Source organism: Mesorhizobium subarcticum (assembly GCF_055456085.1).
The window spans coordinates 3611046-3626874 of the sequence record NZ_CM144237.1; the positions used below are offsets into that span (position 1 = coordinate 3611046).

Consider the following 15829-nt stretch of genomic DNA (forward strand, 5'->3'; position numbering starts at 1 on the left):
GAAAGTCCAACTTACTCCCCCGGACCCTTGCACGCCACGATCTGGTCCTTCGTATACGTCGTCCAGCCGGGGATCGAGATCGAGACCGGCCATTCGGGGCTCAGCGACGGGTCCGCGGCGGCCTTCAGCTTGGCCTTGCCTTCGTCGGTTGCGTTGTCCCACAGCTGCGGGTCGACCAGCACGGTCTGCTGGGCCGGCTTCTTGCCGTCGAGGATCTGCAGTGCCAGCGTTACGCCGGCACCGCCGATCGAGCCGGGGTTGGTGACGGCGGCTCCGACGAGGCCCTTGACCGAGCTCAGCTGGCCGACGAAGCCGGCATTGTCGGCACCCACCACCGGCACCAGCGGGGCCTGCGATTCCGTCAGCGCGTCGACGATGACGTTGTCGATGCCCGACGTCCAGACGCCGTTGAACGGCGTGCCGGTGGCCAGGAACGACAGCATCTGCTGCTTGGCCTGGTCCTGCTGCCAGCCGGTGAAGACTTCCTGCGCGACCTTCACATTGGGGAATTCGGCCAACGCCTTCTTGAAGCCTTTGTCGCGATCGCTATCGGCCGAAGCGCCGGCGGCACCGCGCATGTAGAAGACCTCGCCCTTGCCGCCCATCTGGCCGAACAGCCACTTGGCGCCGAGATAAGCATATTGTTCCTGGTTGTTGGAGATGATGTAGGCCGACGGCTCGGTGACCGCCTGGTCGACGGCGACGACGACAATGCCGGCCTTGGTGGCTTCCTCGAGACCCGCCTTGATGCCGGCCGGATCAGCGGGGTTGACGACGATGGCGTCGACCTTGGCGCTGATCAGGTTGCGGATGTCTTCGAGCTGGCCGGCGGCATCGGTGTTGCGATGGGCGATGTTGAGTTTTGTCACTTCGCCGGAAGCCAGCGCCTGCGCTTTCATGGCGCACACCATCTCCTCGCGCCAGCCATTGCCCTGGACGGTGTTGGAAATGCCGATCGTGTATTTGCCGGCGGCGGCCGATACGCCCACAGAGGCCAGCAAGGCAGAACCCGCAAGCAGCGGGACCATGGTCAGTATTTTCTTCATTTCAGACTTCCTCCACATTGTTTTTCAGTTTCAGTTCCAACCCGTTAAAGCGCGTCGCTGACAAGGTGAGTCAACGGCGCGCTCTAATTCACTTGACGAAGGGGCGCAGCACGTCGCGGGCGAGCAGGAAACCGCGCTTGACCTGATCGTCGCTGCCTTCAAATCGCCTGTCCTCGTGTTCGATGATGACGGAACCGTCATAGCCGGCGCGGTAGAGGCCGGAGAAGAAGCCGCTCCAGTCGACATCGCCCAGCCCCGGCATGCGCGGCACCTGCCAGCCTATCCCAGAAGAGAGGACTCCGCGCTCGTACAAACCATCATGATCAATCATCAGGTCCTTGGCGTGGACATGCAGCATGTAGGGGCCGAATTCCCTGATGAAGCGGGCCTGGTCGATCATCTGCCAGACCAGATGCGAGGGGTCGAAATTCATGCCGACCTCGCCGCCCCAGGCTTCCAGGATGCGGCGCCAGACCTGCGGCGAATAGGCGATGTTGTGCCCGCCCGGCCATTCGTCATAGCTGAAGATCATCGGGCAATTCTCGAAGGCGAGTTTCACCCCGTGGCCGCGTGCATAAGCGACGATCTCGGGCCAGACTTTCAGCGCGTCCTGCCAATTGACGTCGACCGTCTTCGAGGCATCGCCGCCGCAGAAGGTGTTGACGACGGACACGCCCATATTGGCGGCCAGCACGATCACCTTCTTCAGATGGCCGATGACCGCCTCGCGATGCGCGGCATCGGGATGCAGCGGGTTGGGATAGTAGCCGAGGCCGGAAACGCTGAGGTTCTTTTCCGCCAGCGAGGCAACGATCTCCTTGGCCTGCGCGGTGGAGGTGCCGTCGGCGTCGATATGGCTGGTGCCGGCATAGCGGCGGGTCGCGCCGGACGTTTTCGGCCAGCAAGCGATTTCCAGCGCCTCGAAGCCGGCAGAGCTTGCCCAGCCGGCGACATCGGCAAGCGGCGTCTCCGCGAACGGCGCGGTGAGCAGTCCAAGTTTCATAGTGCCTCCCAATGTCTATAATGCCGATTGTTTGGATCGCTTCAACCGCGCGACCTCATCTTGTTCGAGACTGTGCCTGATAGCCGCCATCGGATCGCCCGAAAGCAACTCATCAAGCGCTGATGTGACGGCCGCGCGAAATGCAGCGTTCGCGGCGAGGCCGCCCTCGAAAATCGTATCGATGGCGAGGATGCCCGAAGCCAGCGCCCGCGCATCGTGGCCAGTCGCGTCGGCGATTGCGGCGACCTTGGCGGCATAGGGATCGGATACCGGCCAGCGCTTGCCGAAGCGGGCCGAGGCCTGGATGAGGTAGGCCATCCAGCCGGCGACCGGCACCGACAGCAGGCCGATACTGGCGCCCTGGCTCAAGCGGTCGCGGATCGGGTTGAGCAGGCGCTGGACGATCTTCTGCGAGCCATCGGTGGCGATCTGGTGGTTGCGGTGGCGGATCGCGGTGTTCTTCAGCCGGCCAAGGCTTTGTTCGACATAGGCTAATGGATCCATGCCGGGCACCGGCATCAGCGTCGGCAGCGTTTCCTCGACCAGCATGCGCCTGACGAAGGCCGACAGCAGCGGGTCGGCGATGGCATCCGATGTGTGCTCCAGCCCGGCCAGCACGCCCAGCTTGGCGAGCGTCGTCTGGGCGCCATTCAGCACCCGCATCTTGAGATGCTCGAACGGCGTGACATCGTCGACGAAGGTCGCGCCGACGAGGTCCCAGCGCGGCATGCGGCCAGCGAACTTTTTCTCAATAACCCATTGCCGGAACGGTTCGCAGACGGCAACGGCGCCATCGCGGTAGCCGAACCATTGCTCGACGCTGTCGAAATCATCTTGCGTCACCGCCGGCGCGATGCGGTCGACCATGGCGGAGGGAAAGGCGGCGTTGGCTGCGATCCAGTCGGCAAGACCATTGCCGCGCCGTTCGGCGAACGTCCGCACGACAGTTCCGAGGATGGCGCCGTTGGTCGGGATGTTGTCGCAGGAGAGCAGCGTCAGCGCTTGGCCATGGCTCGCCCGGCGCGACTCCAGCGCCCGTGTGAGAATACCGGGCACGCTGCGCGGTGTTTCCGGGTTGGCAAGGTCATGGACGATGTCGGGATGATCGAGATCAAGCGCGCCGCTGGACGGGATGTGGCAATAGCCCTTTTCGGTCACCGTCATCGTCACCAGTTCGATGTCAGGTGACGAGAGCACATCGAGCGCGGGTGCGGCACTTTCCTGGCTGTCGACCACTTTGACGATGCTGCCGATGACGCGCGCGTCGACATGGCTGTTTTCGCGGATCAGCCTGGTGTAGAGGCCGCCCTGCCGGCCAAGCGTATCGGCGAGGGCAGGCGGGCGGATGTTGATGCCGACAATGCCCCAACGGTCGAGCCGGAGCGCCAGCAGATCATCCGTGTATTCGGCCTGGTGGCAGCGGTGGAAGGCGCCGACGCCGAGATGCGCCATGCCGGGCTGAAGGGCTGCGCGTTCATAGGCCGGTGTCTGGACAAGGGCCGGAAGCCGGCCAAGCAAGGCTGGCCCGAGTGTCTCCAGCGATGTCGAACCAGCGTTCACCGGTTTGCTCCGATCACCGACTGTTCCTGGTCGATCACCGCACCCGTCATCGGGCCGGCTGCGTCGGACAGCAGGAAGACGGCGAGGTTGGCGATGTCCTGTGGCGTCAGCAGCCTGCCGAATGGCTGCGCGGCGTTCGCGGCGTCGAGCCAGCCGGGGCCATGACCCAGCGTCTCGGCCTGCATCACGCGTTCGGCCGGCGTGTCTGTCCAGCCGACATTGATGCCGTTGACGCGGATGCGGTCGAAGCGGTGGGCGTTGGCGGCGTTCTTGGTCAGCGTCGCCAGCGCCCCCTTGGTGGCGGAGTAGACGGCGAGCTCCGGCGAGCCGCAATGGGCGTTGATCGACAGGATGTTGACGATGGCGCCGGGTTGTCCGCGCTTCCGCATGTCGGCAATCGCCGCCTGCATCAGGAAGAACGGCGCGCGTGCGTTGACGGCGAACAGCGAGGCCCAGTCGTCGAGGCCGGCATCGAGGAAGGAGGCGCGGTCGGTCAGTCCGGCGGCGTTGACCAGGCCATCGATGTGGCCGAAGCGCTCGATGCAGGCCTGCGCCAAAAGGGCAGGGGCGGCCGGGTCTCCGAGATCAGCGGCAACGAAGATGGTCGGCGTGCCGATGGCGGAAAGCTCCGCTGCCACCGCGTCGCCGCGCGTCTTATCGCGGCCGGTCACCAGCAGGCCAGCGCAGCCGGAGCGCGCCAAGGTCTCGGCAATGGCGCGGCCGATGCCTTGCGTCGAGCCGGTGACCAGCACCACCTTGCCGTCGAGCCTGATCTCCATTCCTCCTCCCGGAACAAAGTTTCTATTTTCTAAAATATGGAACGGCAATTCCCGATAGTCAATTGTGCCAGCAACACCTCATGCGCCACGCTTTGCCGCTACGCCTTGGACCAGCGCCATGCCGACCGCCAGCGACGCGGCGAGCGAGCGGAAGCCGCCGAAGTCCGATTCAACCACTTCCAGCCAGCTGTCCGACAAAGGGATGAGCGGGCTGAAGGTGCTGTCGGTCAGGGTGACGATGCGTGCCTTGCGCTCATGCGCCACGGCGACCAGGTCGGGCGTGATTGAATTGTAGGGGCTGAAGGAAACCGCCAGCACGGTGTCGCGCGCGCCGATGCAGCCGACCTGGTCGAGTGCTGACGAGCCGACATTGTCCACCAGCACGTTGCGCACGCCCTGCTGCGACAGTGTCAGCGACAGGTAGGCTGTGACGGGGAAGGCACGCTTGGAGCCGATGACATAGATCAGGTCCGCGTCGGCCAGAAGCGCCACCATCGTCTCGAAGCTCTCGACATCGAAGCCCGCCTCGATGCGGCCGAGCGAGGCCTGCGAGGCGCCGACCATGCCGTGCAGGAAATGCGTGGCGGCGTTGGGCTCGGCCTCGGCACGCGGCTCGCCGCGCCCGTCCGGCCACGATCCCTTGATGTGTTCCTTGAACAGGCCCTGGAAATCCGAAAAGCCGGAATAGCCGAAAATCTGGGCGAAGCGCACCAGCGTCGAGGGCTGCACGCCCGCCTGTGCCGCCACCTGGGCGATGGTGCCGAGCGCGACGTCGCTCGGATGCTGCCACAGGAAGATCGCGACCTGCCGAAGCCGCTTGGGGAAATGCACGGTGCCCGATGACAGCACGGCGCGCAGCTCCTCATAGGTCTGCGGCTGGATGTAGCCGAGCGCGGCAAGAGAGCGCCCGCGCTTGCGCGTCGCCGCCTCGTCGGCACGGGATCGTCCGGATGATTTGCTTGCCCCACTCATGAGCCTCAGGCTAGCGTGGCACAATTGTATTACAATATGAAAATTGGAAATCTTGTTCGAAAGTGCTAGCCGCGTCCTGGCACTGGCGCTCGCACGTGGTTGGAGGAGAAAACATGGTCTACGCAACATCGGACGGGTCGGCGGGCAAGCGGCTGAGGGTCGGCATGGTTGGCGGCGGCCGCAATGCCTTTATCGGCGCCGTGCATCGCCTGGCCATGCGCCTTGACGACCAGATCGCGCTGGTCGCCGGCGCGCTGTCGTCCGATCCGGAGAACGCAGCGGCTTCCGCCGCCGAGATCGGCATCGCGCCCGAGCGCAGCTATGCCGATTACCATGCCATGGCGCTGGCCGAGGCCGCGCGGCCGGATGGCATCGAGGCCGTCGTCATCGTCACCCCCAACCATCTGCACGCGCCGATCGCCACCGCTTTTCTCGAAGCCGGCATCGACGTGATCTGCGACAAGCCGCTGTCGACGACGCTCAGCGACGCCGAGGCATTGGTGGCACTGGCCAAGGCGAAGAAGCGCCGCTTCGTCGTCACCCTCAACAACACCGGCTATGCCATGGTGCGCCAGGCGCGCGAGATGGTGGCCGCGGGCGCGCTCGGGCGCATCGTGTCGGTGCATGGCGCCTACATCCAGGACTGGCTCACCAAACCGATTGACGCCGAGGGCCAGAAGCAGGCGGAATGGCGCACCGATCCGGCCAGGGCAGGGCAGTCGGCGGTGCTGGCCGATATCGGCGTGCATGCCTTCAATCTGGCGAGCTACATTTCGGGCCGCGAGGCCGAGGCGGTGTCGGCCGACCTGTTCACCGCCGTGCCCGGGCGGCGGCTGGACGACAATGCGCATGTGATGGTGCGCTGGACAGGCGGCGCGCGTGGCACGATCCTGGCCAGCCAGACCTCGCCCGGCCACTACAATGATCTGTCCGTGCGCCTCTATGGCGACAAGGCCGGCCTCGAATGGTCGGGCGGGCGGCCGGAGGAACTGCGCTTTTCGCCCTATGGCGAGGAAACCCGCACGCTGGTGCGCGGCGGCCGTGGTTCGACGGCGGAAGCCCAGCGTGTGTCACGCATGCCGGCGGCCCACCCCGAGGGTTACATCGAGGCCTTCGCCAATTTCTACCGCGACGCCGCCGACATCATCCGCGCGCATCGGTCAGGTGGCGTGGTCGATCCGGAACGCGCTGCGCAGGTGCCGGATGTTGTCGATGGCGCGCGGGGTGTGAAGTTTGTCGCGGCGGCGGTGGAGTCGAATGCGGCCGGAGGGGCTTGGACGGCTGCGCGGTTTGCAGGATGAGCCGATCTCCCCCACGAGGAGGGAGATCACTTAATATCCAGCCGCTCCGCCAAATCCGCCAGCATCGGCCGCTGCCCAATCAGGATCTTCACCTCTGCCTCGGCCAAGGTGAACCAGCCGGCCCTGTCGACTTCCGGAAATTCCTTCATCGACCCGGAGCGTGGCGGCCACTCCATGGTGAAGCTGTTGCTTTTGATGTTGGCGACATCGATCTCGGCTCGCGCCTCGACGGACCAGGCGATGACGATCTTGCCGCCCGGCTGTTTGTAGTCGCCGAGGCGCGCGAAAGGGCCGTCGACCGTGACGCCGAGCTCTTCCCCGGTCTCGCGCCGTGCGGCCGCCAGTTCGTCCTCGTTTTCCTCGACGAGGCCCTTCGGGATCGACCAGGCGCCGTCGTCCTTCTTCGCCCAGAACGGGCCGCCGGGATGAACCAGAAGCACCCTGATTTCCCTGTCGCTTCGACGATAAATCAGCAAGCCCACACTGCGTTTTGCCATTTTTGCATGTCCATTTGCGGCGTTGATGCGAAGTCGACCGCACCTGATTCTTCAGGGATAACAAGCGCCGATCTTGCACCAAAAAATTGCGACGCTATGTCTGATGCATCTGCATTGCACCTCACCGCAGAGTTCGGCAATCTGATAGAATCGTTTTGGGGCGGCGTCGAAAGCCAGTTGGGGCGTCCGAATGCAACTCAGTCTGATCGGCTACTACAGCGACTTCGTGGTCTATCCGCTGGTGATTGCCATATTGGGGGTAGCCGGGCTGATCGAAGCCGGTGAAGAGGGTTCGCCGGGCTGGATCGGCACCGTGCTTGTCTGTCTCGGCCTGTGGACGTTGATCGAATACGTCCTGCACCGCTACGTCCTTCATCACGTTCCCTACATCAAGGATCTGCACGATCGCCACCATGTCGAGGAGCGCAGTCCGGTGGGTACGCCGACCTGGCTTAGCCTGGGCGTGCATGCGCTGATCGCGGTATCCGTTTGGCTGATCTCGGATTTCGCGATCGCGAGCGCGGTCGGCTGCGGCCTGATGCTGGGATATCTCTGGTACGTCAGCGTCCACCACATGATCCACCACTGGCACCCCAGCCATCCCAGCTATCTCTACACGCTCAAGCGCCGCCACGCAGTGCACCACCATATCGACGACGACGCCAATTTCGGCGTGACGTCGATATTCTGGGATAGGGTTTTCCGCACGGCGCGGCTTTGAGGGCAGTAGGGCAGTAGGGCAGTAGGGCAGTAGGGCAGTAGGGCAGCGGTTCAGCGCCGCTTGCCGCGGCCGCCGGGTGATTTGCTACCGCGCGGCCCGCTCACCACCGGCGTGTTGTGCTGGTTTTCGTCGGACAGTTTGCGCCAGCGGGCAAGGCGCTCGGGGTCGAGCGTGCCGGCCTTGATGGCAGCCTGCACCGCGCAGCCCGGTTCGTGCACATGCGTGCAGTCGCGGAATTTGCACAGCGGCGCAAGCTCGGTGATCTCGGCAAACAGCGTGTCGATGCCATAGCCGACATCGCTGACCTGCAAAGTGCGCATGCCCGGCGTGTCGATCACCCAACCGCCGCCGGCAATGGCATGCAGCGAGCGCGCCGTGGTGGTGTGGCGCCCCTTGGCGTCGTGTTCGCGAATAGCGCCGGTCTGCTGTGGCGCTTGCTGGCCTGACCCGGCAAGCGTGTTGACCAGCGTCGATTTGCCGACGCCGGAGGAACCGATCAGCGCCACCGTCTGGCCAGCACCGCACCAGGCGGCGAGCATGGTCGCCGCATCTGATGTGCGCGGGTTCAGCATCACCACGGCCAGTCCGCGCTGCAGGGCGGTGGCCTGCTTCAGGTATGTCTCGGCGTCTTCAGCCGTGTCGGCCTTGGTCAGCAGGATAACCGGTGTCGTGCCGGCTTCGTTGGCCAGCGCCAGATAGCGCTCGAGCCGGGCGATGTTGAAGTCGGCATTGCAGGAGGTGACGATGAACAGCGTGTCGACATTGGCCGCGGCCAGTTGTGGCACCCTGCCGCCCTGGGTGCGGCGTTCCAGCACCGTCTTGCGGGTCAGGCGGCGCTTCACAAGCTGATCCTGCGGCTCGACCAGCACCCAGTCGCCGACGGCGTAGTCACCGGTGTTGGCATTCGGCGGCAATGTCAGGTCGATCTGGCCGGACTGGGACAGGCCACTCAGGCGATCGCGATGCACCATGGCAATGCGCGTCGGGATCAGGCCTGCGTCATCGGGCTCAAGCTGATCACCAAAGAAATCCGTCCAGCCAAGGCTTGCGAGGGATATTGTCGGTGCAAGGGACGTCATGGCTTTGACCAAGGGTGTGGCGTCGCGGACATGGACAATGTCCCTGACAAGAAGTGTGAGCTGAGGCCTCTCGGCGCACGGACAGGCGATCAGCCCAAGCCGCTGTATGGGCGGCACAGCGGGCTTTGGCAAGCATTTGCGGCTGCATACGGCAGGGATGGCTGGTTTGCTTGTAGCCAGGCGTCATCTGTGGTTCCCTCGAAGCGGGGTTACAGGAATGGGGGTTTGATTATGCGGCTTCTTGCGATCGCCGGCTTGCTGGTGCTTTGCTCTCTCACATCGGCCTATGCGGACGACATGGCGTCAGCGGAGAAGTTGTGCCGCGCGATTGAGGCTGGCGGCGGCACGAATTGCCAAATATCCGAAGAGGATCACACCGTCAGCGCGACCATCCCGGGCAATGCCCCGCATGTCAAAGGGCTGTGTTTTGTAATTTCGCACGAAACGGGAAACTCCGGCACATTCTTCACGGAAGCAGAATGGTTCCTCCTGTTGTCGACGCCAGAGATCCAGACTGTGGTTGCCAGGTGCAGTCTGCCGAGCGAGTGAAGCCGCATCACGGATGCGGCTCCTTGGCGAGACTTCGCCTCTGCCTCGGTGAAGCTCAACGCCATATTGCGCGCCGCTGATCTCGGCTCCTGATCTCTATGCCCCACCTCACGCCGGACAGAGCGATGCCGTTTTGGGTTGAACGAACCAGCCCTACAACTCTTTTTCCGCCAGTTCTCTGAATTCGTCGGGCACCGAGCGGGCCGCTTCCAGCGCAACCGTGCCGTAACCGACCGCCTGTTTGCCGAAGCGCTCACGGATCTTGTCGATGGCGCGGTCGGCGCCAAAGCGGGCGAGGCCTTTCTGGCTGCCGGGCCGGTGTTTCTCGTCGGCGAGGCCGAGCGGCAGGTCGAGCTGCAGTTCGGCGCTTTCCTCGAGATGCGAGACCGAGATCGCCAGCAGCGAGATGGTTCTCTCATGCGGGTTATCGGCAAGCACGCCGCGCACCAGGTCTTGCGCGATTTCGGCCAGCATGGTGGTTGCCGAGATCGGCTGGTCGAGGGTGATGGAACGGGTGACGGCGCTGAGATCGGCAAAGCGAACGCGCACCGTCACCGTGCGGCCTGGCCGTGCCTTGGCGCGCAGACGGCTGGCGACGCGGTCGGCCAGATGCAGGAGCGTCGGCACGATGACATCAGCCACGGCCGGTTTCTGGCCGAGCGCCGACTGGGCGCCGGCCGAGTGCGCCCGGCGCTTGGTCTCCAGTTTGCGCGGGTCGCGATTCCACGACAGCGCCGACAGCTTTTCGCCGGCGGCGGGGCCAAGCAGACGGGTCAGCGCGCCACTGTGTGTCCTGGCCAACTGGCCGATGGTCTCGATGCCGATTTCGGCCAGCCGCGCCCGGGTTACCGGGCCGACGCCCCACATCAGGCCGACCGGCAGGTCGTGCAGGAAGGCAAGCTCGGTTCCGGGTTCGACCACCACCAGCCCGTCGGGCTTGGCGACCTGCGAGGCGATCTTGGCCAGATGCTTGGTACGGGCAACGCCGATCGAGATCGGCAGGCCGAGTTCGGCCCGCACGCGGCGGCGGATTGTCGTGGCGATCTCTTCCGGTTGCCCGAACAGATGCGTGCAGCCGGCGACATCGGCGAAGGCTTCGTCGATGGAAATGCGCTCGACCACCGGCGTGAAATCGTCGAGCACCTTGATCGCAGCGTCGCCCAGCCGCTGATAGTGGCTGAAATTGCCGCCGACGAAAATCAATTGCGGGCAAAGCTCGCGCGCCTTGCGCCCCGGCATGCCGCCGCGCACGCCGAAGGCGCGCGCTTCATAGGAGGCCGCCAGCACCACACCGCCGCCGACGGCGATCGGCTTGCCGCGCAGCGACGGGTCGAGAAGCTGCTCGACCGAGGCATAGAAGGCGTCGAGATCGGCATGCAGGATGGTGGCTGTCGTTTCCATCCCGACCGCTCATCCGCAGTTGCTGATAGATGGGAACAAATAGAGAACAAAGAGTGATTGTTGTCAAGCAGGCGCAGTCGCCTGAATAACATGCTCGGCCCGCAGCGCCGCCGTCATCCGTTCCAGTGCCGGCTCGCCGCCGGCGGCCAGTTCGTCGGCGATGCGCGCGAGCTTGTCGTCGGCCTTGCGGTGCTTGCTGCCCCAGGCGCCGAGCGTGGCCAGCACCGGCAACAGGTCGATGCCGGCCTCGGTCAGCCGGTAGATCGCTTTCAGCCCGTGGGTTGGGTCGTCGCTGCGGGTAAGGATGCCTTCGTCCTGCAGCGTCTGCAGCCGCTCGGCCAGGGTACGCGAGGAGATGCCTTCGTCGGACTGCAGAAATTCGCGAAAATGCTTTTTTTCGGCGAAGACCAGGTCGCGGATGATGAGCAGCGTCCAGCGGTCGCCGAGCAGTTCCAGCGACATGCTGATCGGGCAGCCGGATCTCTCGCGTGTCGACATGTCTATGGTTCCATTTTTAAATCACTTTACTATTGACATCGTTTTCCCCTTGCGTCAACGGTTCCAAAAGTAAACCAATTTTCTTTGAGCCAGGGAAACGAGGAACCGCATGAAAAAGCTGATCCTTCAGATGCAGATGTCGGTCGACGGCTTTGTCGGCGCCGATGAGGACCATTCCTGGCAGCTCTGGGAATGGGGCGACGACATCGGCTGGGACGAGGAACTGAAGCGGGATTTCAACACCGTCTTCGCCGGCATCGACACCATCCTGCTCAGCCGCAAGATGGCTGAGGAGGGGTATCTGACCCACTGGGGCAATGCGGCGAAGAAGTTTCCGCGCGATCCGTTCTATGCCTTTGCCCAGCGCATCGTCGACGCGACGAAAGTGGTGCTAAGCGACAGGCTGAAAACCTCGCGCTGGGAGCGCACGACGGTGGTGAGCGGCGACCTGCCGCGTGAGGTCGCCGCGCTGAAAGCGGGCGAGGGCGCTGACATGGTCGTCTTCGGCGGCGCCGGCTTTGCCTCGGCGCTGATCGCCGCCGGGCTGGTGGATGAATTCCAGCTGTTCGTCAACCCGGCTGTGCTGGGCGCGGGGCGCCGTATCTTCGACCAGGGCGGTTTTGGCAAACTGCGGCTGCTGGGCTCGAAGGCCTATGCCTGCGGCATGGTGGTCAACCGCTACGCGCCGGCGGGTTGAGGGAGAGAAAAATCCTGGTCTGACGTATCCTTTTTCTCAGCCCGTCCGTCCTTGGCTTTTGAAGGTCGCGCAACCGCGATCCGCAAACCCAGGAGAGCATCATGGCGAGCATCGAGAGCGAGGCAAACAGGAACCATTACGCGGCGATCACCGCCAATACCGGCACGTTTGCCAGCCCGCAGGCGATGATCGATTTCAGCGACACCAGCTGGACGGCGCTGACCGGCGAACCCGGCGGCGTCGACTATATCGAGGTGGATGCCGGCGGCGTTCCGGCGCTGTGGGTCGTGCCGAAGGGCGCGGATGAACAGCGGGTGCTGCTTTACGCGCATGGCGGCGGCTTCCTCGGCGGCTCGATCTACACCCACCGCAAGCTGGTCGGCCATCTGGCCAAGGCCGTCGGTTGCCGGGCCTTGCTCTATAACTATCCGCTGGCGCACCAGGCGAAGCACCCGGCCCAGACCGAGGCGGCGATGGCGGCCTGGAACTGGCTCGTCGACCAGGGTTTTGACGCCAAGGCGATCGCGCTTGCCGGCGATTCCTGCGGCGCGGTGCTGACCTATGGCGTGCTGCAGCGGCTGCGCGCACAAGGCCGGCCGCTGCCGGCCGGCACGCTGATCATCTCCGGCTGGTTCGACATGGCGCTGACCGGCGCCAGCTACGAGACCAACCGCGAGAAGGACCCGGCTTTCGCCAGGGAGTCCGTCGACTGGCTGGTGACCAATTTCATCGGCGATGCCGACCGGCTCGATCCGGAAGTCAGCGCGCTCTATGCCGATTTGAGCGGCTTTCCACCGGTCTTCCTGCAGGCCGGCGCCGACGAAGCGCTGGTCGATGAAAGCCGCATGTTCGCCGAGCGTGCCAGAAAGGCTGGTGTCGAGACGCGGCTCGACGTCTTCGACGGCATGCTGCACTCCTTCCAGATGATGGCCGGCCGGGCGCCGGAGGCCGACGATGCGATCGGCCGTCTCGCCGCCTGGGTGCGGCCGAAGCTTGGGCTTCCGGATGCCGGCGGCAAAATTGCCGACAACAGGGCGGCCTGACTTTGCGCCGGCTTTTCGTGGCGAGCTTCGTGCTTGTGGATGTGCGGCACTTGCGCGATGCTGGGATGACGCTTGAACAGTTCACCGTTTCACGGAAACGGCGAACTGCTCTAGCTCTTTGTTTTGACGCAATTCCGAACGGAAAACCGCTACACACTTTTCCTGGAATTGCTCTAAGCGACGTGCCGCGATGAACCAGCAGATCCGCAACCCCCATGAAACGAGGCAAGGCATAGAGCCGCGCCTCGATCCCGAAGGCCTGTTCGACCTGCGCTACAGGGCGTTCCTGGAGACGGTCTCGCATCTGCGCGTCCGGCTGCACCGCTATTGCGCGCGCATGACCGGCTCGGCCCTCGACGGCGAGGACATCATGCAGGAGGCGCTGTTCGAGGCCTATCGCAAGATCGGGCTGCTCGACGATGCGCAGGCGCTGCGGCCGTGGCTGTTTCGCATCGCGCATAACAGGTGCATCGACTTCATCCGCAACCGTCGCACGCGGCTCAAGGCCGAAGCAGGCTATGCCAGCGACGAGATCGTGCTGCCCATTGAGCCCGCCGGTTCCGGCGCCGGTCGCGCCATCGAGCGGCTTGTGGTGCACCTGCCGCCGAAGGAGCGCGCCTGCGTGCTGCTCAAGGATGTATTCGACCATTCGCTGGAGGAGATCGCCGACCTGGTCGGCTCGACATCGGGCGGTGTCAAATCGGCGCTCAATCGTGGTCGCGCCAAGCTAGCCGCCCTGCCGGCGCAACCTGTCGGGGCGCCCGCACACGACCCCGAGCTGGCGCGGCTGCTCGGCCGCTATGTCGAACTGTTCAATGCCAGGGACTGGGACGGGGTGCGGGCGCTGACCAGCGCCGATGCGCGGCTGCGGGTTTCGGACTGCTACAATGGCCTGCTGTCGGCCTCGCCCTACTTCGTCGAATATGAGCGCGGCGAGCCCTGGCGCATACGGCCAGAAATGGTCGAAGGGGAGGGCGTTCTGGTTGTCGACAGGCGGCAAGACGCGGTCTGGCGGCCGGCCTATCTGGTGCGCGTCCATGCCGATGGCGGCGTCATCGACCGCATCGCCGACTATTATGCGTGCCCGTGGATATTGGAGATGGTGGCTGCCGACGCAGGATGAAGCGCGCTCTTCCCTTCTCCCCCTTGTGGGAGAAGGTGGCCTCGCGAAGCGAGGTCGGATGAGGGGTGCTCCAGGGAACACCGATGTCTCACTCCGCTGGAACACCCCTCAACCGTCTCGCCGCTACGCGGCGATCCACCTTCTCCCGCAAGGGGAGAAGGAAGAGGCGCCTCACTTCGCATCGTGAAAAATAATGCCGACCGTGTGGCGCATGCCTGAGCGCAGGCGGCTGACGCCGTGGCGCAGATTGACGCGGTAATTGCCCTTGGTCCCCTGCACCGGCCGGTTGTGGACGGCGAAGGCGACGGCATCGCCCTGGCGCAGCGGCACCACCTCGACCCGGCTCTGCATGCGCGGCCGCTGCTCGGTCAGCGCGAATTCGCCGCCGTTGAAATCCTTGCCCGGCTCGGAGAGCAGGATCGCCACCTGCAGCGGGAAGGCGAGGTCGCCATAGAGATCCTGATGCAGGCAGTTGAAGTCGCCCGGCACATATTGCAGCAGAAGCGGCGTCGGCCTGACCTGGCCGGCGCCATGGCACTGGTCGAGAAACTCCGCATGCGTGCCGGGATAGCGCAGGGCGATCCCCATGCGTTCGTTCCAATGGTTGGCCACCTCGGCAAGCCTCGGATAGAGCGCGCTGCGCAACCCGCCAAGCAGGTCGGGCAAGGGATAGCGGAAATAGCGGTATTCGCCCTTGCCGAAACCGTGCCTGGCCATGTGGATGTGACTGCGGAAATGTTTTTCCTCGGGGTAGAGGCCGGCGATCTGCCGGCATTCTTCAGGCGAGAGCAGCTTTTGCATGACCGCGCAGCCGAAGCCGTCAAGCTCGGCGGCAAGGGCCGGCCAGTCGTAAGCGGCGACGCGTGTCTCGGCGGCTCCCACCGCCGCCGTGGCAACCTTGGCGTGGGCGTTCATATCGCGGCCTCTCGGTCCAGCAGCGCGCGCTTGCGTTCGACGCCCCAGCGGTAGCCCGACAGCGTGCCGTCGGCCCTGACAACGCGATGGCAGGGAATGCCGAGTGCAATCGCATTGGCGGCGCAAGCCGTCGCCACGGCGCGGGCGCCGTTCGGTTCACCGAGGCGGCAGGCAAGCGCGGTATAGGTGATGGTGGCGCCGCACGGGATGGTGCGCAGCACGTCCCACACACGCTGCTGGAACGGTGTGCCGTGGCGCATGTCGAGCGCCAGGTCGAGACCGATGCCGGGCATTTCGATGAAGCGCGCTATGGCGGCGAGATCGTCGCGCAAGGCAGCGTCGTCTTCGACCAGCACCTTGTCGGGGAAACGGTTGGCGAGGTCCTGCGCCAACGCGTCGGTGTCGGCGCCGATCAGGATGGCGCAGACGCCGATATGGCTGCGCGCCGCCAGGATGTTGCCGATCGCGGATTGGCCGATGGCGTAGGCGATGGTGTCGTTGTGCGCCGTCGGTGCGGTCATTTGAGTTTGCATGAGGTTCATTGCCTTCACTCCTTGTGTGTGCCTGAACCATAGGCAGGTGCCGGTTGGCGCTCACTCCGGTGCTTGCTTTCAAATTCAAATTGCCGCTTCCGACGGTGAACGA

Annotated in this window: 17 protein-coding genes; 6 read left to right on the forward strand and 11 right to left on the reverse strand. The window is 64.6% G+C overall.

Going from position 1 to position 15829, the window contains the following annotated elements; translation table 11 throughout:
• Positions 1–11: 11 nt before the first annotated feature.
• From ACZYHG_RS17630 to ACZYHG_RS17650, 5 genes are all read right to left on the reverse strand, one after another.
• Positions 12–1046 carry an ABC transporter substrate-binding protein gene (locus ACZYHG_RS17630; protein ID WP_464609640.1) on the reverse strand — a complete coding sequence of 345 codons (1035 nt, stop codon included), beginning with the start codon at positions 1044–1046 and terminating at the stop codon, positions 12–14.
• Between the two features lie 88 nt (positions 1047–1134).
• Positions 1135–2049, reverse strand: coding sequence for a sugar phosphate isomerase/epimerase family protein (locus ACZYHG_RS17635; protein WP_464609641.1), 915 nt, complete (start codon positions 2047–2049; stop codon positions 1135–1137).
• Positions 2050–2064: 15 nt separating this feature from the next.
• Complete coding sequence (locus ACZYHG_RS17640) at positions 2065–3609, reverse strand: mannitol dehydrogenase family protein (RefSeq protein WP_464609642.1); 1545 nt, start codon at positions 3607–3609, stop codon at positions 2065–2067.
• Positions 3606–4388: an SDR family oxidoreductase gene (locus tag ACZYHG_RS17645; protein WP_464609643.1), complete on the reverse strand. Its 783-nt coding sequence runs from the start codon at positions 4386–4388 to the stop codon at positions 3606–3608. Before ACZYHG_RS17645 ends, ACZYHG_RS17640 begins: the two co-directional genes overlap by 4 nt.
• A gap of 78 nt (positions 4389–4466) precedes the next feature.
• Positions 4467–5360, reverse strand: a complete 894-nt coding sequence (locus ACZYHG_RS17650) for a MurR/RpiR family transcriptional regulator (protein WP_464609644.1) — start codon at positions 5358–5360, stop codon at positions 4467–4469.
• A gap of 113 nt (positions 5361–5473) precedes the next feature.
• On the opposite strand from ACZYHG_RS17650, the gene ACZYHG_RS17655 reads away from it, so the two are divergent.
• Entirely contained in the window at positions 5474–6661 is a 1188-nt protein-coding gene (locus ACZYHG_RS17655) for a Gfo/Idh/MocA family protein (RefSeq protein ID WP_464609645.1), read from the forward strand.
• 26 nt (positions 6662–6687) lie between these two features.
• Here the strand turns inward: ACZYHG_RS17655 and ACZYHG_RS17660 are convergent, their stop codons facing one another.
• Complete coding sequence (locus ACZYHG_RS17660) at positions 6688–7158, reverse strand: NUDIX hydrolase (protein ID WP_464609646.1); 471 nt, start codon at positions 7156–7158, stop codon at positions 6688–6690.
• A gap of 190 nt (positions 7159–7348) precedes the next feature.
• On the opposite strand from ACZYHG_RS17660, the gene ACZYHG_RS17665 reads away from it, so the two are divergent.
• Positions 7349–7879 (forward strand): sterol desaturase family protein, encoded by a 531-nt coding sequence (locus tag ACZYHG_RS17665; protein ID WP_464609647.1) that lies wholly within the window; start codon positions 7349–7351, stop codon positions 7877–7879.
• Between the two features lie 50 nt (positions 7880–7929).
• On the opposite strand, the gene rsgA is transcribed toward ACZYHG_RS17665, so the two are convergent.
• A complete protein-coding gene (gene rsgA, locus ACZYHG_RS17670) occupies positions 7930–8958 on the reverse strand; it encodes a ribosome small subunit-dependent GTPase A (RefSeq protein ID WP_464609648.1) in 1029 nt (342 codons plus the stop codon).
• 231 nt (positions 8959–9189) lie between these two features.
• Here rsgA and ACZYHG_RS17675 point away from each other — a divergent pair, with 231 nt between their 5' ends.
• Positions 9190–9507 (forward strand): hypothetical protein, encoded by a 318-nt coding sequence (locus tag ACZYHG_RS17675; RefSeq protein ID WP_464609649.1) that lies wholly within the window; start codon positions 9190–9192, stop codon positions 9505–9507.
• 153 nt (positions 9508–9660) lie between these two features.
• On the opposite strand, the gene dinB is transcribed toward ACZYHG_RS17675, so the two are convergent.
• On the reverse strand, positions 9661–10908 hold the full coding sequence (gene dinB / locus ACZYHG_RS17680; RefSeq protein WP_464609650.1) for a DNA polymerase IV: 1248 nt from the start codon (positions 10906–10908) through the stop codon (positions 9661–9663).
• A gap of 63 nt (positions 10909–10971) precedes the next feature.
• Positions 10972–11406: a winged helix-turn-helix transcriptional regulator gene (locus ACZYHG_RS17685; protein WP_464609651.1), complete on the reverse strand. Its 435-nt coding sequence runs from the start codon at positions 11404–11406 to the stop codon at positions 10972–10974.
• Positions 11407–11515: 109 nt separating this feature from the next.
• Between ACZYHG_RS17685 and ACZYHG_RS17690 the strand changes: the two genes are divergently transcribed.
• The 3 genes from ACZYHG_RS17690 to ACZYHG_RS17700 all read left to right on the forward strand — a co-directional run bounded on the left by ACZYHG_RS17690 (position 11516) and on the right by ACZYHG_RS17700 (position 14269).
• A complete protein-coding gene (locus ACZYHG_RS17690; RefSeq protein ID WP_464609652.1) occupies positions 11516–12103 on the forward strand; it encodes a dihydrofolate reductase family protein in 588 nt (195 codons plus the stop codon).
• Positions 12104–12204: 101 nt separating this feature from the next.
• Positions 12205–13146 carry an alpha/beta hydrolase gene (locus ACZYHG_RS17695; RefSeq protein ID WP_464609653.1) on the forward strand — a complete coding sequence of 314 codons (942 nt, stop codon included), beginning with the start codon at positions 12205–12207 and terminating at the stop codon, positions 13144–13146.
• A gap of 190 nt (positions 13147–13336) precedes the next feature.
• On the forward strand, positions 13337–14269 hold the full coding sequence (locus tag ACZYHG_RS17700) for a sigma-70 family RNA polymerase sigma factor (protein ID WP_464609654.1): 933 nt from the start codon (positions 13337–13339) through the stop codon (positions 14267–14269).
• Between the two features lie 171 nt (positions 14270–14440).
• On the opposite strand, the gene ACZYHG_RS17705 is transcribed toward ACZYHG_RS17700, so the two are convergent.
• Complete coding sequence (locus ACZYHG_RS17705; protein ID WP_464609655.1) at positions 14441–15184, reverse strand: 2OG-Fe(II) oxygenase; 744 nt, start codon at positions 15182–15184, stop codon at positions 14441–14443.
• Entirely contained in the window at positions 15181–15726 is a 546-nt protein-coding gene (locus ACZYHG_RS17710; protein WP_464609656.1) for a methylated-DNA--[protein]-cysteine S-methyltransferase, read from the reverse strand. Before ACZYHG_RS17710 ends, ACZYHG_RS17705 begins: the two co-directional genes overlap by 4 nt.
• Between the last annotated feature and the right edge of the window lie 103 nt (positions 15727–15829).

Bases quoted from the DNA above. Each gene is read 5' to 3' on its own strand.
- ACZYHG_RS17695 (WP_464609653.1), top strand. From the start codon at position 12,205: ATGGCGAGCATCGAGAGCGAGGCAAACAGGAACCATTACGCGGCGATC.
- ACZYHG_RS17655 (WP_464609645.1), top strand. From the start codon at position 5,474: ATGGTCTACGCAACATCGGACGGGTCGGCGGGCAAGCGGCTGAGGGTC.
- ACZYHG_RS17650 (WP_464609644.1), bottom strand. From the start codon at position 5,360: ATGAGTGGGGCAAGCAAATCATCCGGACGATCCCGTGCCGACGAGGCG.
- ACZYHG_RS17635 (WP_464609641.1), bottom strand. From the start codon at position 2,049: ATGAAACTTGGACTGCTCACCGCGCCGTTCGCGGAGACGCCGCTTGCC.
- rsgA (WP_464609648.1), bottom strand. From the start codon at position 8,958: ATGACGTCCCTTGCACCGACAATATCCCTCGCAAGCCTTGGCTGGACG.
- ACZYHG_RS17645 (WP_464609643.1), bottom strand. From the start codon at position 4,388: ATGGAGATCAGGCTCGACGGCAAGGTGGTGCTGGTCACCGGCTCGACG.
- ACZYHG_RS17690 (WP_464609652.1), top strand. From the start codon at position 11,516: ATGAAAAAGCTGATCCTTCAGATGCAGATGTCGGTCGACGGCTTTGTC.
- ACZYHG_RS17700 (WP_464609654.1), top strand. From the start codon at position 13,337: ATGAACCAGCAGATCCGCAACCCCCATGAAACGAGGCAAGGCATAGAG.
- ACZYHG_RS17710 (WP_464609656.1), bottom strand. From the start codon at position 15,726: ATGAACCTCATGCAAACTCAAATGACCGCACCGACGGCGCACAACGAC.
- ACZYHG_RS17705 (WP_464609655.1), bottom strand. From the start codon at position 15,184: ATGAACGCCCACGCCAAGGTTGCCACGGCGGCGGTGGGAGCCGCCGAG.
- ACZYHG_RS17665 (WP_464609647.1), top strand. From the start codon at position 7,349: ATGCAACTCAGTCTGATCGGCTACTACAGCGACTTCGTGGTCTATCCG.
- dinB (WP_464609650.1), bottom strand. From the start codon at position 10,908: ATGGAAACGACAGCCACCATCCTGCATGCCGATCTCGACGCCTTCTAT.
- ACZYHG_RS17675 (WP_464609649.1), top strand. From the start codon at position 9,190: ATGCGGCTTCTTGCGATCGCCGGCTTGCTGGTGCTTTGCTCTCTCACA.
- ACZYHG_RS17630 (WP_464609640.1), bottom strand. From the start codon at position 1,046: ATGAAGAAAATACTGACCATGGTCCCGCTGCTTGCGGGTTCTGCCTTG.
- ACZYHG_RS17685 (WP_464609651.1), bottom strand. From the start codon at position 11,406: ATGTCGACACGCGAGAGATCCGGCTGCCCGATCAGCATGTCGCTGGAA.
- ACZYHG_RS17660 (WP_464609646.1), bottom strand. From the start codon at position 7,158: ATGGCAAAACGCAGTGTGGGCTTGCTGATTTATCGTCGAAGCGACAGG.